At 69.6% G+C, this 16199-nt stretch carries 15 protein-coding genes; 2 read left to right on the plus strand and 13 right to left on the minus strand.

The features are described from left to right. Positions 1 to 84: 84 nt before the first annotated feature. Together AB6V31_RS00860 and AB6V31_RS00865 are read right to left on the minus strand one after the other, a co-directional pair. Positions 85 to 1611: an MmgE/PrpD family protein gene (locus tag AB6V31_RS00860; protein ID WP_369363448.1), complete on the minus strand. Its 1527-nt coding sequence runs from the start codon at positions 1609 to 1611 to the stop codon at positions 85 to 87. Then, entirely contained in the window at positions 1608 to 2237 is a 630-nt protein-coding gene (locus tag AB6V31_RS00865) for a GntR family transcriptional regulator (RefSeq protein ID WP_369363449.1), read from the minus strand. Before AB6V31_RS00865 ends, AB6V31_RS00860 begins: the two co-directional genes overlap by 4 nt. Before the next feature lie 144 nt (positions 2238 to 2381). Here AB6V31_RS00865 and AB6V31_RS00870 point away from each other — a divergent pair, with 144 nt between their 5' ends. Next, on the plus strand, positions 2382 to 2696 hold the full coding sequence (locus AB6V31_RS00870; protein WP_056224521.1) for a YbjQ family protein: 315 nt from the start codon (positions 2382 to 2384) through the stop codon (positions 2694 to 2696). Positions 2697 to 2726: 30 nt separating this feature from the next. Here the strand turns inward: AB6V31_RS00870 and AB6V31_RS00875 are convergent, their stop codons facing one another. Next, complete coding sequence (locus tag AB6V31_RS00875; RefSeq protein ID WP_369363451.1) at positions 2727 to 3302, minus strand: TetR/AcrR family transcriptional regulator; 576 nt, start codon at positions 3300 to 3302, stop codon at positions 2727 to 2729. Between the two features lie 113 nt (positions 3303 to 3415). On the opposite strand from AB6V31_RS00875, the gene AB6V31_RS00880 reads away from it, so the two are divergent. Continuing rightward, positions 3416 to 4390 (plus strand): zinc-binding dehydrogenase, encoded by a 975-nt coding sequence (locus AB6V31_RS00880; protein WP_369363453.1) that lies wholly within the window; start codon positions 3416 to 3418, stop codon positions 4388 to 4390. 343 nt (positions 4391 to 4733) lie between these two features. Here AB6V31_RS00880 and AB6V31_RS00885 read toward each other — a convergent pair whose 3' ends face one another. The 10 genes from AB6V31_RS00885 to AB6V31_RS00930 all read right to left on the minus strand — a co-directional run bounded on the left by AB6V31_RS00885 (position 4734) and on the right by AB6V31_RS00930 (position 15924). Beyond that, entirely contained in the window at positions 4734 to 5219 is a 486-nt protein-coding gene (locus AB6V31_RS00885) for an NUDIX domain-containing protein (RefSeq protein ID WP_369363455.1), read from the minus strand. After that, positions 5219 to 6886 (minus strand): DUF4407 domain-containing protein, encoded by a 1668-nt coding sequence (locus AB6V31_RS00890; RefSeq protein ID WP_369363456.1) that lies wholly within the window; start codon positions 6884 to 6886, stop codon positions 5219 to 5221. Before AB6V31_RS00890 ends, AB6V31_RS00885 begins: the two co-directional genes overlap by 1 nt. A 147-nt stretch (positions 6887 to 7033) precedes the next feature. Continuing rightward, positions 7034 to 8047: an aldo/keto reductase family protein gene (locus tag AB6V31_RS00895; protein ID WP_074694703.1), complete on the minus strand. Its 1014-nt coding sequence runs from the start codon at positions 8045 to 8047 to the stop codon at positions 7034 to 7036. Between the two features lie 117 nt (positions 8048 to 8164). Beyond that, positions 8165 to 8968, minus strand: a complete 804-nt coding sequence (locus AB6V31_RS00900; RefSeq protein ID WP_056224531.1) for an ABC transporter permease — start codon at positions 8966 to 8968, stop codon at positions 8165 to 8167. Continuing rightward, positions 8965 to 9840, minus strand: coding sequence for an ABC transporter ATP-binding protein (locus tag AB6V31_RS00905; RefSeq protein WP_369363459.1), 876 nt, complete (start codon positions 9838 to 9840; stop codon positions 8965 to 8967). The genes AB6V31_RS00900 and AB6V31_RS00905 overlap by 4 nt, the downstream gene beginning before the upstream one ends. An 87-nt stretch (positions 9841 to 9927) precedes the next feature. Next, complete coding sequence (rlmN, locus tag AB6V31_RS00910; protein WP_369363461.1) at positions 9928 to 11211, minus strand: 23S rRNA (adenine(2503)-C(2))-methyltransferase RlmN; 1284 nt, start codon at positions 11209 to 11211, stop codon at positions 9928 to 9930. A gap of 213 nt (positions 11212 to 11424) precedes the next feature. Next, positions 11425 to 11691 carry an HPr family phosphocarrier protein gene (locus AB6V31_RS00915; RefSeq protein ID WP_056224536.1) on the minus strand — a complete coding sequence of 89 codons (267 nt, stop codon included), beginning with the start codon at positions 11689 to 11691 and terminating at the stop codon, positions 11425 to 11427. Between the two features lie 18 nt (positions 11692 to 11709). Further along, on the minus strand, positions 11710 to 12540 hold the full coding sequence (locus AB6V31_RS00920; RefSeq protein WP_295844112.1) for a PRD domain-containing protein: 831 nt from the start codon (positions 12538 to 12540) through the stop codon (positions 11710 to 11712). Between the two features lie 44 nt (positions 12541 to 12584). Then, the gene (locus AB6V31_RS00925) at positions 12585 to 14036 is read right to left on the minus strand and encodes a glycoside hydrolase family 1 protein (protein WP_369363463.1); all 1452 of its coding nucleotides are present in this window, start codon (positions 14034 to 14036) and stop codon (positions 12585 to 12587) included. Then, entirely contained in the window at positions 14023 to 15924 is a 1902-nt protein-coding gene (locus AB6V31_RS00930) for a beta-glucoside-specific PTS transporter subunit IIABC (protein WP_056224541.1), read from the minus strand. The genes AB6V31_RS00925 and AB6V31_RS00930 overlap by 14 nt, the downstream gene beginning before the upstream one ends. Positions 15925 to 16199: the final 275 nt, after the last annotated feature.

Raw genomic sequence — 16199 nt, forward strand, 5'->3', positions numbered from 1 at the left:
CACGAGAATCAGGAGTTTCGCACGACGCGGAACGCGCCTCCACCGGCGGCTCAGGCTTCTCTGGCGCGCACCCGCCGACGCGCATCAGAACAGCCCCTTCGGCGCGGGCGCCAGGGCCAGCACGCCGGGCTTGGCGACGATCGTGAGCTGCATAACCTCCGCGGGGGTGAGCTCGGGCAGGCGCTGAACGAGCTCGAGGAAGCGCTCGATCTCGTCGGGCAGCAGCACGGGCTCGGCGAGCAGGCGGAACTTGCGCACGTAGTCCTCGCGGGCGAACGGCCGCGCGCCGAGCGGGTGGGCGTCGGCGACGGCGATCTCGTCCTCCACGATCGACCCGTCGGTCAGCGTGATGACGACGCGGCCGCCGAAGGCCTTCTCGTTGGGGTCTTCGGAGTGGTAGCGGCGCGTCCACTCGGCGTCTTCGGCCGTGGTGACCTTGTGCCACAGCTCGACGGTGTCGGCACGGCCCGCGCGCTCAGGGGTGTACGAGTCGACGTGGTGCCACGCGCCGTCCTGCAGGGCGACGGCGAAGATGTACGGGATCGAATGGTCGAGCGTCTCGCGCGAGGCGGTCGGATCGTACTTCTGCGGGTCGTTCGCCCCCGAACCGATCACGTAGTGCGTGTGGTGGCTCGTGTGCAGGACAACGGATGCCACGTTGGCGGGGTCCCGCAGTTCCGGGCGCTCGGTGCCGAGGCGTCGGGCGAGGTCGATCCACGCCTGCGCCTGGTACTCGGCGGAGTGCTCCTTCGTGTACGAGTCGAGGATGCCGCGCTTGCTCTCGCCCTCGGCGGGCAGGGGCACGTCGTACGAGGCGTCGGGGCCGTCGAGCATCCAGGCGATCACGCCGTCTTCGCCTTCGTAGATGGGCGAGGGGCTCGTCTCGCCGCGCATCGCGCGGTCGACGGCCTCGATCGCCATCTTGCCGGCGAAGGCGGGGGCATGCGCCTTCCACGTCGAGATCTCGCCCTTGCGCGACTGGCGCGTGGCGGTGGTGACGTGAAGGGCCTGGCCGATCGCCTGGTAGATCGTCTCCTGGTCCAGGTCGAGCAGGGTGCCGATGCCGGCTGCGGCGGCGGGTCCGAGGTGGGCGACGTGGTCGATCTTGTGCCTGTGCAACGAGATCGCGCGCACGAGGTCGATCTGGATCTCGTAGGCCGTGGCGAGGGCGCGCACGAGGGCGGCGCCGTCGCGACCGGTGTGCTGGGCGACGGCCAGCACGGGCGGGATGTTGTCGCCGGGGTGCGAGTAGTCCGCGGCGAGGAAGGTGTCGTGATAGTCGAGCTCGCGCACGGCCACGCCGTTGGCCCAGGCCGCCCACTCGGGGCTGGAGTGCCGCTCGAGCGCGCAGCCGAACACCGTCGCGCCCGCTCCGCCGATCGACACGGCGTGATCCAGCGCCTGCTGGCGCGCCGCGCTCACGGGCTGACGCGTGAGCGAGGCTGCGGCGACCGCGGCGTTGTCGATGAGGCGGTTGACGATCATCTCGGTCACGTCGTCGTCGACGGCCACTGGGTCGACCGCGACGCGCGCGAGCGCCCAGGCGAGCTGGCCCTCGCGGGCGAGGTTCTCGTCGCTGCGGTGCACGCGCACGTGGTGGGTGATCGTCATGAGGGGTCCTCCGTGAGGGCTTCGAGGATGGTGGTGAGGGCATTGTGCAGGTGCACGTGGGTGGCGTGGGCGGCGAGTTCGGGGTCGCCGGCGCCGATCGCTCTCGCGATCAGTTCATGCTCCCCGGTCGATGCCGAGAGGCGAAGGGGGTTGTCTCGCGCCATGCGTCGCACCCGTACGAGATGAGTACGGACGCTCCGCAGCGCGGCGGAGAGGTAGGCGTTGTCGACGGCGTCGTCGATCGCGGAGTCGAAGCGGGCGATGAGGGCGTAGTACGCGTCGGCGTCCGCGGTGTCGACGCCGGCGAACTCGGTCGCGAGTTCGCGGAAGGCGGCGCGGTCACCGCGCCGGGCCGCCAGGCGTGCCGCCTCGGTCTCGAGCGCGCGCCGCAGATCGAAGAGGGAGCGGATGTCGTCGACGTCGATGCCGGCGACGACGGTCACGCGGGCCGATGCTTGAGCGACGAGACCATCGGATGCCAACCGGCGCAGCGCCTCGCGGAGCGGAGTTCGACTCACCCCGAGCCGGGTGGACTGGTCGACTTCGCCCAACACGGTGCCCGGCGAAAGCACCCCCGTCTGGATCTCGTCGAGGAGCGTCGCGTACGCGCGTTCACTCGCTCGCATGCTGCCCCCTCGCCGTCACTCCTCCAGTGTATGCATTCCGCGCCCCGAAAGGCGAAAACGCTCCCATGGACGCGTCTTAGGTATACACAAAGTGGTTCCGCGCACCCCCTCGCGCACCGCTAGATCACCTGACACACTGAGCGCATGCTCGTCACGACCATGAACGATGTCCCCGGCCGTCAGATCGTCGAAGTGTACGGCGAAGTGACCGGCCTCACCGTGCGCGCCCGCAACATCGGGGTGCAGTTCGGCGCCGGCCTCAAATCGATCTTCGGGGGCGAGCTGCAGGGTCTCACCCAGCAGCTGCAGGAGAGCCGCGACGAGGCGAAGCAGCGTCTCGTCGAGGCGGCCCAGGCCGTCGGCGCCGACGCGGTGATCGCGATGCGCTTCGACACGAGCGAGGTGGCGCAGAACTTCCAAGAGGTCGTCGCCTACGGCACGGCCGTCAAGCTGGGCTGACCCGATCCCCGAGTGGGCGCCGCGGCGGAATCAGCTCCGCCCCCACGACTCCAGGGTCGAGGGGATGGATGCCAGCGTCCCCAGCGCCGCGTCACGATCGGCGCGGGCGAGGGTGAGGCCGGCCACCACGAGCGAGGCGCAGACCGCGGCGAGCGCGTCCACGGCATCCGGGGTCAGGTCGGGGCGACGGTCGGCGACCGCCGAGCGGATCGCGGCGCGCATCTCGGCCGCGTAGTCCGAGACGAGCGTGCGCACCTCGGCGTCGTCGCTCGCGAGGGGCGAGGAGCCGGCGTTGAGCAGCAGGCACCCCAGGCGAGCGCGCGGGGCGTCGGTCTCGATGGCCGAACGCATGTCGTCGACATAGGCCTCGAGGGCACCGGGGTCTCCCCCGCCCAGTGGGCGCAGGCGTGTGCGGACCACATCGTCGAGGTAGGCCGAGAGGACAGCGTCGAAGAGTCCGCGCTTGCTACCGAAGGCGTTGTACAGGCTCGAGCGGGTCAGCCCCGTGGCGTCCTCGAGCTCGGCGATGCCCGTCTCGGCGTACCCGCGCCGCCAGAACACGTCGCGCGCGGCGTCGACGACGGCGGAGCGATCGAAGCTCGGCATCCGGCCCATGTTCTTCCTCCGCCTTTCGGCTGTCCAGCGTCGTCCGGGTTGCATTCGCAGGCCCGAGGTCTATATTAGACCGGTCGTTACAAAATAACCACAGGAGGCATTCCATGCGCGCAGTCATCCACCACGAGTTCGGCGAGCCGGCCGACGTCCTCGGCGTCGAAGAGGTCGAGACCCCGGCCCCCGGCCCCGGCGAGGTGCGCCTGCGCGTGCTGCTGTCGCCCATCCACAACCACGACCTGTGGACCATCCGGGGCACCTACGGCTTCAAGCCCGAGCTGCCCGCCCGCGCCGGCACGGAAGCCGTCGGCGTCATCGAAGAGCTCGGCGAGGGCGTCGAGAACCTGGCCGTCGGCCAGCGCGTCGCCACCGGCGGCACCTTCGGAGTGTGGGCCGAGCAGGTCGTTGCCAAGGCCGCGGGCCTCATCCCCGTCGCCGAGGGCCTGAGCGACGAGGTCGCCTCGCAGCTCGTCTCGATGCCCTTCAGCGCCATCAGCCTCCTGCACTCGCTCGACCTGAAGGCCGGCGACTGGATCGTGCAGAACACCGCCAACGGTGCCGTCGGCCGCATGGTCGCGCAGATCGCCAAGGCCCGCGGCGTCAACGTCGTCGGTCTCGTGCGCCGCCAGAGCGCCGTCGAGGAGCTCGCCGCCCAGGGCATCGACAACGTCGTGTCGACCGACGCCGACGACTGGCGCGAGCAGGCTCTCGCCCTCGTCGGCGACGGCACGGTCGTCGCGGGCGTCGACTCGGTCGGCGGCCCCGCGGCCGGCCAGGTGCTGTCGCTGCTGAGCGAGAACGGCACGCTCGTGATCTTCGGATCGATGGGCGCCGGCAAGCTCGAACTCGGCGCCGGAGACCTCATCTTCCGCCAGGCCACCGTGAAGGGCTTCTGGGGCAGCGTCGTCAGCAAGACGATGGATGCCGAGACCCGCGGCGCCCTATTCGGCGAGCTGTCGCGCTACCTCGCCGACGGCACCCTGACGCTCCCGGTCGCGGCCACCTTCGGTCTCGACGACATCGTCGAGGCCGTCACCGCGAGCGACGCGCCCCGCGTCGGCAAGATCCTGCTGCGTCCGTGACGTCTCGGGCTCGCGGCGCCGCGGGCCGGTATCCGCCCCGCTTCGCGTGCAGAACTCCTGAGATCCGCACGCCGACGGCCCCGATGCCCCCGCCATCCCGCGGGCGGGCGCCGGGGCCGCCGACGTTTGTCCGGAGTCCTGCACGCGACCTGCCGTCGCCCCTCGCCGCAGGCCCGGACCAGAGTTCGCGTGCAGAACTCCTGAGATCCGCACGCGAACGGCCCCGACGCCCCCGCCATTCCGCGGGTAGGTGCCGGGGCCGCCGACGTTTCTCCGGAGTCCTGCACGCGACCTGCCGTCGCCCCTCGCCGCAGGCCCGGACCAGAGCGCGGGCGACCGCGGGTCACGCCCCGGGCAGCTCCGCCAGCGCGGCTTCGAGCGCGTCGATCGCGGGGAGTTGGCCCTTCACGAGCGCTTCGCGGGCGGCATCGGGAGTCATCCACTCGGCGCGGTCGACCTCGGGGAACGAGGCCGTGCGTTCCGACCGAGGCGGCCAGGCCATCTCGAACTCCCCGAAGGTGAAATCGTCTCCGGATGCCGTGAACCCGGCGCCGTCGCCCACGAAGACGACCACCTTCTTGCCGCTCGAGGACGCGAAGGTGCCGAGCTCAGCCCACTCGACCTGGGGCGGCTCGACGCCGAGCTCTTCGCGGAACTCGCGGCGCGCGGCATCCAGAGCCCCTTCGGATTCGGGGTCGAACTCGCCCTTCGGGATCGACCAGGCGCCGGCGTCCTTCTTCGCCCAGAACGGTCCGCCCATGTGCGCGATGAACACCTGCGGCTCCGGCGTCAGCCGGTACAGCAGCAGTCCCGCGCTCCACACGACCATCAGGTGACGGTGGCCGGCACGCGGTTCGCCTCGCCGGCGATGATGTCGGCGCGCTTGCGGAACGTCCGCGCCGAGACGCGGTCGAGAGCGATCTGACCGCGCATCTTCTCGGCCTTCTCGTACAGGGAGGGACCACCGAACCCGGTGAGCACCTTCACGAGCACGGGCAGCAGCTCGATCATGAAGAAGAGCGCGGCGATCAGGTAGTGCGCCCAGCGCAGCGTCGGTTCGCGGTCCGACAGGCGTTCGAGGGCCGTGATCTGACTGAGCAGACCCACCGCTCCTGCGTTGCCGTCGGCGACGGACGAAGCCCGCGCGTTGTACGCGGCGAGCGCCGACTCGTACTGCGCCCGCGCGGCAGGCAGCTGGTCCTCGGCCTGCTGCTTGTTCTGGTCGGCCGACGAGGCGGCGGCCTCGGCCCCGGCGGAGTTCGCGGCGGCGAGGGTCGACTGCGCCTGCGCGAGCTGGGTCGACAGCGAGTCGTAGGCCGACTGCGCCTGAGCGAGCTGCGCCTGCGCCGCGTCGGAACTCGCGCCGTTGCCGGCAACGCCCGTACAGCCCGGAACCGTCCCGGCGCCCTGGCCCGTGAGCTCGCACTGGTACACCGCGCGCGCCTGGTCGATGACGGTCTGCTGCGCGGCGAGCTGCTGCGTCAGCTGATCGACGCTCTGCTGAGCCGCGGCGGATTCGGCCGAGGTCGACGAGGTTCCGGTCACGATGCCGGTCGCCGCCTGGTTCTCAAGCGCCGACACCTGCGCGCTCGCGGCGTCGAGCGCCTGCTTCTCGGGGCCGCTGGTCACGGCATCCTGGTCGGTGAGGGCCTGTGTGACGTTGGTGGAGTTCACTTCGCGCACGATGTCGTTCTGGAACACCTGCAGCACGAGCGGCTCGGCGACGACGATGCCGATCAGTGCCGCCATGATCACGCGGGGCATGGCCAGGCCGAGCAGGCGGAAGATGTTCTTCGTCGAACGCATCGTCGAGGTGAGGAAGCGGTCGAGGTTGAAGATGATGAGGCCCCACACGATCGCGAGCGGCACGGCGAGCCACAGGCTCACGCGCACTCCCGTCAGCAGCGCGAACATCATCGACAGCGACGAGACCAGAGCGGTTCCCGCGAGCACGAGGAACATCTGCACGAAGCGCGGCACCTCTTCGGGCACCTCGTCGAGGACGTCGTTGTCGGCGCCGCCGAGCACCGCCATCCGGCGGATCAGCGACAGACGCGGTCGTCGAGGATCGTGACGGCGCAGGCGGGGCTGGCGCGGCTCGGATGCCGCCGCCACGGATGCCGCGGGCTCGGGCACCTCGTCGGGGATCACCGCGGTCTCGTCGTCGGCGCGGGAGCGCTCGGAGCGGTCGATCACCACGGTGTCGTGGTGGTCGGCGGGGGCGTCGTCGCGGGGGGTCTCGACCGGCTCGTCGTCGCGGGGCGTCTCGACCGGCTCCGCGTCGCGCGCGTCGACGACGAACGGGTCGACGGGCTCGTCGTCTGCGGGCGGCGCGCCCCACGGCTCGGACGTGTGGTCCTGGGCCTCGGCGGGGCGGTGGGCCGCGTTCTGCGCGGCGAGGATGTCGTCGAGGTACTGCTCGCGTTCCTCGTCCGTCGTGAACTCGATGCGGCCATCGGAGCCGAAGCGGCCCGGCCGGTGAGCGGAAAAGGACATTCGCACAGAGTACGACGCCCACCCTGCCCTCTCCTGAGCGGCGCCTGAGGCGCAGCCGAGCGCCCCTCTTCGCGTCGCAACGCGGCGGAGCGCGCCCCGCAGCGCGGCGGAGCGGAGCCGAAGCCCCGCCCCACCGTCGTCCGCGGGTCAGGCCACGCGCTGCTTCGGCGATACCTCGTAGGTGTTCTCGGGGTCGGAGTACACCGCGTCGCCGAGGGCCGAGTCGATCGCGGCGAGGGTGTCGGCATCCAGGGTGACTCCCGACGCCTTCACGGTGTCCGCGAGCTGTTCGGGTCGCGATGCACCCACCAGGGCTGCCGCGATGTTCGGGTTCTGCAGCACCCACGCGATCGCGAGCTGCGGCATCGAGAGTCCGGCTTCGTCGGCGATGGGCTTGAGGCGCTGAACGGCTTCGAGGGTGTCGTCGTTCAAGAAGCGCTTGATGAACGTGGCACCGCTCTTCTCGTCGGTCGCGCGCGAGCCCTCGGGCACGGGCTGACCCGGCAGGTACTTGCCGCTCAGCACGCCCTGGGCCATCGGCGACCAGACGATCTGCGAGATGCCGAGCTCTTCGCTGGTGGGCACGACCTTGCCCTCGATCACGCGCCACAGCATGGAGTACTGCGGCTGGTTCGAGATGAGCTGGATGCCGAGCTGCTTCGCGAGCGCGTGCCCGTCGCGCAGCTGCTCTGCCGTCCACTCCGAGACACCGATATAGAGCGCCTTGCCCTGGCGCACGATGTCGGCGAAGGCCTGGAACGTCTCTTCGAGCGGCGTCTCGTAGTCGAAGCGGTGCGCCTGGTAGAGGTCGACGTAGTCGGTGCCCAGGCGCTTGAGCGACCCGTTGATGGAGTCCATGATGTGCTTGCGGCTGAGGCCGGTGTCGTTGGGGCCCGCGGGGCCGGTGGGGAAGTAGACCTTGGTGAAGATCTCGAGCGACTCGCGCCGCTGCCCCTCGAGGGCCTTGCCGAGAACCGTCTCGGCGGCCGTGTTGGCGTAGGCGTCGGCGGTGTCGAATGTCGTGATGCCGGCGTCGAGGGCGGCGTGCACCGTGGCGATCGCCGCGTCGTCACCGACCTGCGAGCCGTGGGTCACCCAGTTGCCGAGGGTGATCTCCGAGATCTTGAATCCACTGTTACCGAGATAGCGATAAGCGACCATTCCTCCACGCTAGACCCGGCCACCGACACCGGGGCCGCGGCATCCGGATATCCGCGTGAGGGGTCGGAAGGTGTCGCCACGAATCGTCGGAAGCGACACATCTTGACCCCTCGCGCGTCACGCGTCCTTCCGGATCCACCGGAACGTCAGCCGCACGAGCGCGAGTCCCAGCACCAGCCACAGCCCCGTCACCAGCAGGATCAGCGGGTGGTCCCACGAGCCCGACGGCTCGCCGGCCGCGAAGCTCTCGGGCAGGAACACCGAGCGGAAGCCCTGCGCGAGCCACTTCAGCGGAAAGACGCTCGCGACGTTCTGCAGCCACTCGGGGAGGGCGGCGAAGTTGATGTAGACGCCCGAGATGAACTGCAGCAGCAGCACGATCGGAATGACGACGCCCGTGGCGCTCCGGCCGGTGCGGGGCAGCGCCGACAGGCCGATCCCGAGGATCGCGCAGGTGGTGACGCCCAGGAGGAACACCCACGCGAAGGTCAGCCAGCGCTCCGGGTCGGTCGGCAGCGGCACGCCGAAGAAGACCGCGGCCACCACGATGAGCAGCGCCGACTGCAGGAATCCGGTCACCAGCACCTGCCCGAGCTTGCCGATGAAGTACGACACCGGACTCAGCGGGGTTCCGCCGAGGCGTTTGAGCGTGCCGTCGCTGCGCTCCATCGCGATGTCGATCGACATGTTCTGCAGACCCGACAGCAGCACGCCCGCGGCGAGCATCGCGGGGAGGTAGAACTGCGCGGCATCCACCTCGTCTCCGGGCGGGCCGAAGGTCTGCGCGTCGAAGGCGACGGCGAAGATCAGCAGGATCATCACGGGGAACAGGAACGTGAAGAACACCGAGTCGCCTTGGCGGAAGTACGAGCGCACCTCGAACGCGACACGGGCGGCACCCAGCCGCAGCACGCGGCTCACGCGGGGCCTCCCGCCGCGGTCGTGCGGCGCGCTTCGTCGCCGAGGAACGAGAGGTACACGTCTTCGAGGCTCGGGCGCACGACCTCGAGCCGCTCGGGTTCGCCGAGACGGGCGTAGAGCTGCGCGACCACCGCTCCGGGATCCTGCGTGCGCTGCTCGCGGGTCTCACCGCCCTCGCGCCACCGCACGAGAGGCACACGGGCATCCGGTCCGCCGAGTTCGTCGATACGACCGACGGATGCCATTTCTCCGCCGACGATGATCGCCGCGCGTTCCGCGAGTTCGGCTGCCTCGTCGAGGTAGTGGGTGGTCAGCAGGATCGTCGTGCCCTCGCGTTGCAGGTCGCGGATGAGGTCCCAGAACTGCCGTCTGACCTCGGGGTCGAAGCCGGTCGTCGGCTCATCGAGGAACAGCAGTTCGGGTCGGCCGACGATGCCGAGAGCGACGTCGACGCGACGCCGCTGCCCGCCCGACAGCTTGCGCACCGAGACCTTGGCCTTCTCGCTCAGTCCGACCGAGGCGATGACCTCGTCGACGTCGCGCGGGCGCGGGTAGAACGAGGCGAAGTGCGCGAGCAGTTCGCGCACGCTCGCCGTGGGCGCTTCGCCGGTGTTCTGCAGCACGATGCCGAGTCGCGCCTTCCAGTCGAGGCCGCCGCGGTGCGGGTCGACGCCGAGGACGCGTACGTCTCCGCTCGTGCGATCGCGATAGCCCTCGAGGATCTCGATGACCGTGCTCTTGCCCGCGCCGTTGGGCCCGAGGAGCGCGAACGTCTCACCCCGACGGATGTCGAACGACACCCCGCGCAACGCTTCGAGACCGCCCTTGTAGGTCTTTCGGAGGTTCTCGACCTCGACGACGTTCTCGCTCATGACCTCAGTCTGACGGGGCGGGGCGGCGACGGGAACGACGGGCCGGTGGACGCGGCATCCACCGATCGGGGGACGCGCAAAAACTCCTCAGCCGACCGGCGTGACCGCCGCGGCCGCCTCGTCTTCTTCGGTCGCGACGAGCTGGCCGCACGCCCCGTCGATCTCTTTGCCGCGGGTGTCGCGGAGGGTCGTGGGGATGCCGGCGTCGTTGAGGCGGCGTACGAACTCGCTCTGCACGGGCACCTCGGATGCCGTCCAGATCGAGCCGGGCGTCGGGTTCAGCGGGATCGGGTTCACGTGCACCCAGCCGCGACCGCGGGCGTTGAGCTTCTCGGCCAGCAGGTCGGCGCGCCAAGCGTGGTCGTTCATGTCCTTGATCAGGGCGTATTCGATCGAGACGCGGCGCCCGGTCTTGTCGAAGTAGGCGCGCGCGGCATCGAGGGCCTCGTCGACCTTCCAGCGGGAGTTCACCGGGATGAGCTCGTCGCGCAGGTGGTCGTCGGGGGCGTGGAGCGAGAGGGCGAAGGTCACCGGGATGTCCTCGTCGGCGAGCTTCTTGATCGCGGGGACGAGTCCGACGGTCGACACCGTGATGCCGCGGGCGCTCATGCCCAGGCCGTGCTCCTTGTCGACCATCACGCGCACCGCCTGCATGACGCGCGCGTAGTTGGCGAGCGGCTCGCCCATGCCCATGAACACGATGTTCGACACGCGGTCGAGCGAGTGGTCGTCACGCTTCTTGCCGCCCAGACCGCCGGCGGCGATGAGGGCGTTGGCGCGCACGATCTGCTCGATGATCTCGGCGGCCGACATGTTGCGGGTCAGCCCCGCCTGCCCGGTGGCGCAGAACGGGCAGTTCATGCCGCACCCCGCTTGCGAAGACACGCACAGCGTGATGCGGCCGGGGTAGCGCATGAGCACCGACTCGACGAGGGCGCCGTCGTGCAGCTTCCAGAGGAACTTGATCGTGTCGCCGCGGTCGGTCTCGAGCCGGCGCACCTCGGTGAGCAACAGCGGCAGCATTCCCGCGACGAGCTCTTCGCGACCGGATGCCGGGAGGTCGGTCATGTCGGCGGCATCCGACGTGTAGTGCGTGAAGTAGTGCTTCTCGAGCTGTTTCGCGCGGAAGCCCGGGAGGCCGAGCTCCTTGAGCTTGGCGATGCGCTCGTCATGCGTGAGGTCGGCGAGGTGCACGGGCGGCTTGCCGCGCTTGGGGCTGGCGAACTGCAGCAGCGGACGACCGGTCTCGTCCTTCGCCTGCTGCCAACCTTCGGTCTTGGGGCGCACCTGGCGGATGCCGGTGTCGGCCGGGGCCCCCTCGGGGCGCACCGAGCGGGGCGTCGTCGTGCGCACGGGGGGCTGTTCGGTCATGGTTTCCAGGGTACCGGGCGCATCTGCACCGCGGCTGGGCGCGGTACCGGCTCGCGTGAGGGGTCACGAAGTGTCGCCTCGTGAGGCGGCAGGCGACAGATTCCGACCCCTCACGCGAGCCACGGAGAAGGGCCGGACCCCAGAGGGCACGTGAGGGGCCGGGATGCCGGGCGTCGGGGGAATACACCCGGCGCGGCCCCTCACGCGATCGGGTCAGGCGGCGTCGAGATCCTGCTCGAGCAGCGCCTGAAGTTCGTCGGCGACGCGGTCGGCCTCGGGACCGTCGACCTCGAGGGCCACCTCGTCGCCCGTCTTCACGCCGAGCTGCAGCAGAGCGAGGATGCTGCGGGCGTCGACGGAGGTGTCACCGGCGGCGAGGGTGACGGTGTGCTTCGACGCCGCGGCCGCGCGGGCGAGAGTCGCCGCGGGGCGGGAGTGCAGGCCGGAGGACGAGCCGAAGACGGCGGTGCGCTGTGCCATGGGGACCTTTCGGGGTGTTCAGCTCGACTGGGCGCGAGCGATGTGCAGGGCGAGGTAGCCCACCTCTTCGTCGGAGATGGCCACCTCGTGCTCCTTGAGGACGAACGCGCGGATGCGTTCGGCCGTCGCGACGGCGCGCGGGTGCTTGGCCGTCATGGTCGCGAAGAGCAGGTCTTCGTCCTGACCGGCGAGGCGGTCGCTGAACAACCGCTCCGCGAAGAACTGCAGGTGGGTGAGGAACCGACGGGTGTGGAGGTCGTCGGCATCCAGGGTCACTCCCCCGGAGTGCGTGACGATCGTCGTGATGTCCGACACGAGCCCGACCACCCGCATCGAGTCGACGGCCGGTCGTCCCACCTCGGAGTTGACGAGGTGGAAGGCGATGTTGGCGGCCTCCTCGTCGGGAAGTGACACCCCTGTGCGGTCGCGGAGCAGTCCGAGGGCGCGAAGGCCCACCTCGTATTCGCGCGGGTAGACGGTTCGCACCTCCCACGCCAGGCGATTGGTGACCTGCAGGCCCCGCCGTTGACGCTCCACCGCGAAGTGCAGGTGATCGGTGAGCGTGAGGTAGATGTGCGCGTCGAGTTCGATGCCCGCCTTCTCGGCATCCATCACGATCGCCCTCGTGAGCTCGACGAAGCCTCCGGGGATCTGTGCGAGCAACTCGACGAGGTTCCGTTGATCGGCATCGTCGAGCGCGACGAACACCCGGTCCGTCGATCCGGGGGCGACGGTGTCGCCCGGGCGCGCGGCAAAGCCGATGCCCTTGCCCAACAGCACGCGCTCCACGCCGCGCTCGTCCTCGACGAGCACGACGCTGGAGTTCAGCACCTTCTTGATGATCTGCATGGGTGTCTCCGTCGACCCCGGCGGACGCGCAGCGAGTGCGGTCGTCACGCCAGGTCGGCCCCGTTCGAGGCGATGACCTTCTGGTACCAGAAGAACGAGTCCTTGCGACGCCGTTCGCCGGTGCCGTTTCCGAGGTCGTCCTGATCGACGTGGATGAAACCGTACCTCTTCGAGATCTGCGACGACGAGGCGCTGATGATGTCGATCGGCGCCCAGCTCGTGTAGCCGCGCAGTTCCACGCCCTCGTCGACCGCGCGGATCATCTCCGCGAAGTGAGAACGGAAGTAGTCGATGCGGTACGGGTCGTGGATACGGCCGTCGTCCGTGAGCTCGTCGCGCATGCCCAGGCCGTTCTCCACGATGAACAGCGGCTTGCCGTAGCGGTCGTAGAGGTCGATGAGAGAGATGCGCAGGCCCACCGGGTCGATCTGCCACCCCCACTCGCTGGACGGCAGGAACGGGTTCTTCACGCCGAGCACCGTGTTGCCGGGGGTCCGCTCGGCATCCGGGCGCACCGATTCGGTGAGGGTCATGTAGTACGAGAACGAGATGTAGTCGACCGGGTGCTCGCGCAGCAGCTCGACGTCGCCCTCGGCGAAGGGGATCGTGATGCCCTTGGCCTCGAGCGCCTTCAGCGCCAGCCGCGGGTACGCCCCTCCGGCCTGGACGTCGGTGCACAGATAGAGCAGTCGTTCCTTGGCCTGGGTCGCCGCGACGTCGTCGGGGTGGCAGGTGTTCGGGTAGGTGGTGAGCATCGTGAGCATGCACCCCATCTCCGACTCCGGCCACATCTCGTGCAGCATCTTCGTCACCGACGCGGATGCCACGAACTGGTGGTGCAGCGCCGTGTAACAGGCCTGTTCCAGCGACCCCTCGACGGTCTCGTCGATGATGCCGCCCGAGGTGAACGGGTGACGGATGATGCCGTCGATCTCGTTGAACGACAGCCAGAGGTCGACGAGGTGGCCGAAGCGCTCGAAGCACGTGCGCGAGAACCGCTCGAAGAGGGCGATCGTGCTGCGGTCGACCCACGCGTTGTTCTTCAGGGCGAGCGCGAGCGGCGGGTCGTAGTGCGACAGGGTCACCAGGGGGCGGATGCCGAGACGGCGCATCTCGGTGAAGAGGTCGAGGTAGAACGCGATGCCTTCCTCGTTCGGCTCGAACTCTTCGCCGGTCGGGTACAGCCGCGACCAGGCGATCGACACGCGCAGCACCGAGAAGCCCATCTCGGCGAACAATGCCAGGTCTTCGCGGTAGCGGTGGTAGAAGTCGATGCCGCGGCGCTTGGGGAAGAAGGCGATGTCGTCATCGGCCATCGCGGCGGTGATGGACTCCAGCGTGTGCTGGTGGTGCACCGCGTACTCGCGCGGGTCGACGTTCGGCCGGTACTTCGACACGTCCGAGACCGCGGGACCGCGGCCCCCTTCGTTCCAGGCACCCTCGGCCTGATTGGCGGCGAGTGCGCCGCCCCAGAGGAATCCGTCAGGCAATCCCATTCGCGGTCTCCTTCGCATCGGTCGACAGCAGAGCGGCGCCCCCGGCGACGCGTCCGGTGACGAGGGGGGCGACGTCGTAGGCGTCGCCGTTGAGCACGACGACGGGCGTCGTGATGTCGAGTCCGGCGGCCTCGATCGCCGCGAGGTCTGCGGTCAGCACGTGCTGACCCGCCTCGACGCGGTCGCCCTGGGCGACGTGGGCGGTGAAGGGCGCGCCCTCGAGGCGCACGGTGTCGAGGCCCACGTGCACGAGCACCTCGAGGCCGTCGTCGCCCAGGATGCCGAGCGCGTGGCGCGAGGGCAGCAGGCTCGACACGGTGCCGGTGATGGGGGCCCGCACCTCGCCGTCGGTGGGGCGGATGGCGACGCCGGGTCCGAGGATGCCTCCCGAGAACACCGGGTCGTCGACCTTCTCGAGGGCGATGACCTCACCCGTCATGGGGGCGACGATCTCGCCTGCGGCGCGTGCCGCAACCGGGGTCGACGTGCCCGCCTGCTTCTCGAGCAGACGCACGGTGGCCGAGTCGGAGTCCTTCCAGATCACCAGCGACACGATGAACGAGGTGATCATGGCGACGAGGGCGCCGATGACCGCGTGCAGCAGGTTCCACGGGTTGGCCATGTCGATGAACATCGAGATGGACGCCGCTCCCGGGCTGACGAGAGCGAAGGCCGAGATCGCCGCGATGCCGAGGTACGAACCACCCACGAACGCTCCGATGACGACCGAGATGATCGCGCGGCGGTTCTGCAGCGTCACACCGTAGAGCGCCGGCTCGGTGATGCCGAAGAACGCGGAGATGCCCGACGAGATCGCGGTGCCGCGCAGCGTCTTGTTCTTCGTGCGCACGGCGATCGCGAGGCTCGAGCCCGCCTCGGCGAGGTTGTGGGCGAGCGAGGCGACGAGGTAGAAGCTCTCCTTGCCCGCGGAGGCCATCGTGGCCACCGTGGGCGGGATGAACGCCTTGTGCATGCCGACCGAGACGATGAACGGCAGGGCGGCGGCCATCAGCGCGACGGCGATCCAACCAAGGGTGCCGTACAGCCACAGCATCGCCCCGGTCAGCAGGGTGCCCAGGAAGAAGCCGAGCGGACCGAGCAGGAAGATCGTGGCGGGCGCCACGATGACGAAGCAGATCAACGGCACAAGGAACGTGCTGATGACGCTGGGGCTGATGCGGCGGGCGAAGCGCTCGACGACGGCGAGCAGCAGCACGGCGAGGATCGGGGGGAACACCTGTGCGTTGTACGCGATCGCGGGCACCGTCAGGCCGAACAGCGCGACGCCGCCCTCCTGGGTGAGAAGACCCGCGAAGGTCGGGAACACCAGCAGGCCGACGATGCCGAGCGCGAGCGGGATGTTCACGTCGAGCTTCTTCGCGGCGGTGTAGGTCACCAGCAGCGGGAGGAAGAAGAAGACCGCGTCGGGGATCGCGGTGAGCACCTGATAGGTCTGATCGGTCGTCTGCAGCCAGCCGAGCGCGACGGCGAGGATGAGGAACGACTTGAAGATTCCCGCGCCGGCGACGGCGGGGATGATCGGGGTGAAGACGCCGACGACGAAGTCCATGAACACCGACCCGGCGCGCTTGAGGGTCAGCTTCGGCGTGGCGGAGTCGACGCGCGCCGCGGCGCGCGTGCCGCTCCCGGTGCGGATCTTCTCGATCTCGCGGAAGTAGTCGTTGACGCCCGAGCCCACGATCACCTGGGTCTGGGTGCCCAGCACTACGCCGATGACGCCGGGCGTGGCCTTGAGGGCGGCCTCATCGGCCTGCGAGTCGTCGGCGAGCGTGAAGCGGAGGCGGGTCGAGCAGTGGTGGAGCGAGGCCACATTGGCCGCTCCGCCGACGTGCTCGAGGATCGCGCGGGCGCTGTCCTGAGTGGTCATCGAAGTCCTTCCTTGGATCGAAGGACACGCGTCGCGACGTCGACTCCGAAGTCGCCCGGGCAACAAAAAAGGACCCGAAGGCGGTGCTCTCGCACTGCGTTCGGATCCTGCCTGCATGACCAGTCACATGTCCGTCGGCGACTCTACACGACGATTCCCGGATGCCGAATCGCGACGTCGAACGCGCGGGCCGGTCGAGTAGCGTGGCGGTGTCGTCGGTTCTCCCGAGACCGGGATCGATGGCCCTCGACGCGGCATCCGCCGTCGATCCCCCG

Origin of the sequence: Microbacterium sp. 16-032, from assembly GCF_041079455.1 — a bacterium.
GTDB lineage: Bacteria > Actinomycetota > Actinomycetes > Actinomycetales > Microbacteriaceae > Microbacterium > Microbacterium testaceum_A.

What these genes read in the sequence shown, in the direction of transcription:
- AB6V31_RS00920 (WP_295844112.1), bottom strand. Translation starts at nt 12,540, where the DNA reads ATGCAGATCATCAAGAAGGTGCTGAACTCCAGCGTCGTGCTCGTCGAG.
- AB6V31_RS00895 (WP_074694703.1), bottom strand. Translation starts at nt 8,047, where the DNA reads ATGGTCGCTTATCGCTATCTCGGTAACAGTGGATTCAAGATCTCGGAG.
- rlmN (WP_369363461.1), bottom strand. Translation starts at nt 11,211, where the DNA reads ATGACCGAACAGCCCCCCGTGCGCACGACGACGCCCCGCTCGGTGCGC.
- AB6V31_RS00870 (WP_056224521.1), top strand. Translation starts at nt 2,382, where the DNA reads ATGCTCGTCACGACCATGAACGATGTCCCCGGCCGTCAGATCGTCGAA.
- AB6V31_RS00880 (WP_369363453.1), top strand. Translation starts at nt 3,416, where the DNA reads ATGCGCGCAGTCATCCACCACGAGTTCGGCGAGCCGGCCGACGTCCTC.
- AB6V31_RS00860 (WP_369363448.1), bottom strand. Translation starts at nt 1,611, where the DNA reads ATGACGATCACCCACCACGTGCGCGTGCACCGCAGCGACGAGAACCTC.
- AB6V31_RS00885 (WP_369363455.1), bottom strand. Translation starts at nt 5,219, where the DNA reads ATGGTCGTGTGGAGCGCGGGACTGCTGCTGTACCGGCTGACGCCGGAG.
- AB6V31_RS00865 (WP_369363449.1), bottom strand. Translation starts at nt 2,237, where the DNA reads ATGCGAGCGAGTGAACGCGCGTACGCGACGCTCCTCGACGAGATCCAG.
- AB6V31_RS00930 (WP_056224541.1), bottom strand. Translation starts at nt 15,924, where the DNA reads ATGACCACTCAGGACAGCGCCCGCGCGATCCTCGAGCACGTCGGCGGA.
- AB6V31_RS00925 (WP_369363463.1), bottom strand. Translation starts at nt 14,036, where the DNA reads ATGGGATTGCCTGACGGATTCCTCTGGGGCGGCGCACTCGCCGCCAAT.
- AB6V31_RS00905 (WP_369363459.1), bottom strand. Translation starts at nt 9,840, where the DNA reads ATGAGCGAGAACGTCGTCGAGGTCGAGAACCTCCGAAAGACCTACAAG.
- AB6V31_RS00915 (WP_056224536.1), bottom strand. Translation starts at nt 11,691, where the DNA reads ATGGCACAGCGCACCGCCGTCTTCGGCTCGTCCTCCGGCCTGCACTCC.
- AB6V31_RS00875 (WP_369363451.1), bottom strand. Translation starts at nt 3,302, where the DNA reads ATGCCGAGCTTCGATCGCTCCGCCGTCGTCGACGCCGCGCGCGACGTG.
- AB6V31_RS00890 (WP_369363456.1), bottom strand. Translation starts at nt 6,886, where the DNA reads ATGTCCTTTTCCGCTCACCGGCCGGGCCGCTTCGGCTCCGATGGCCGC.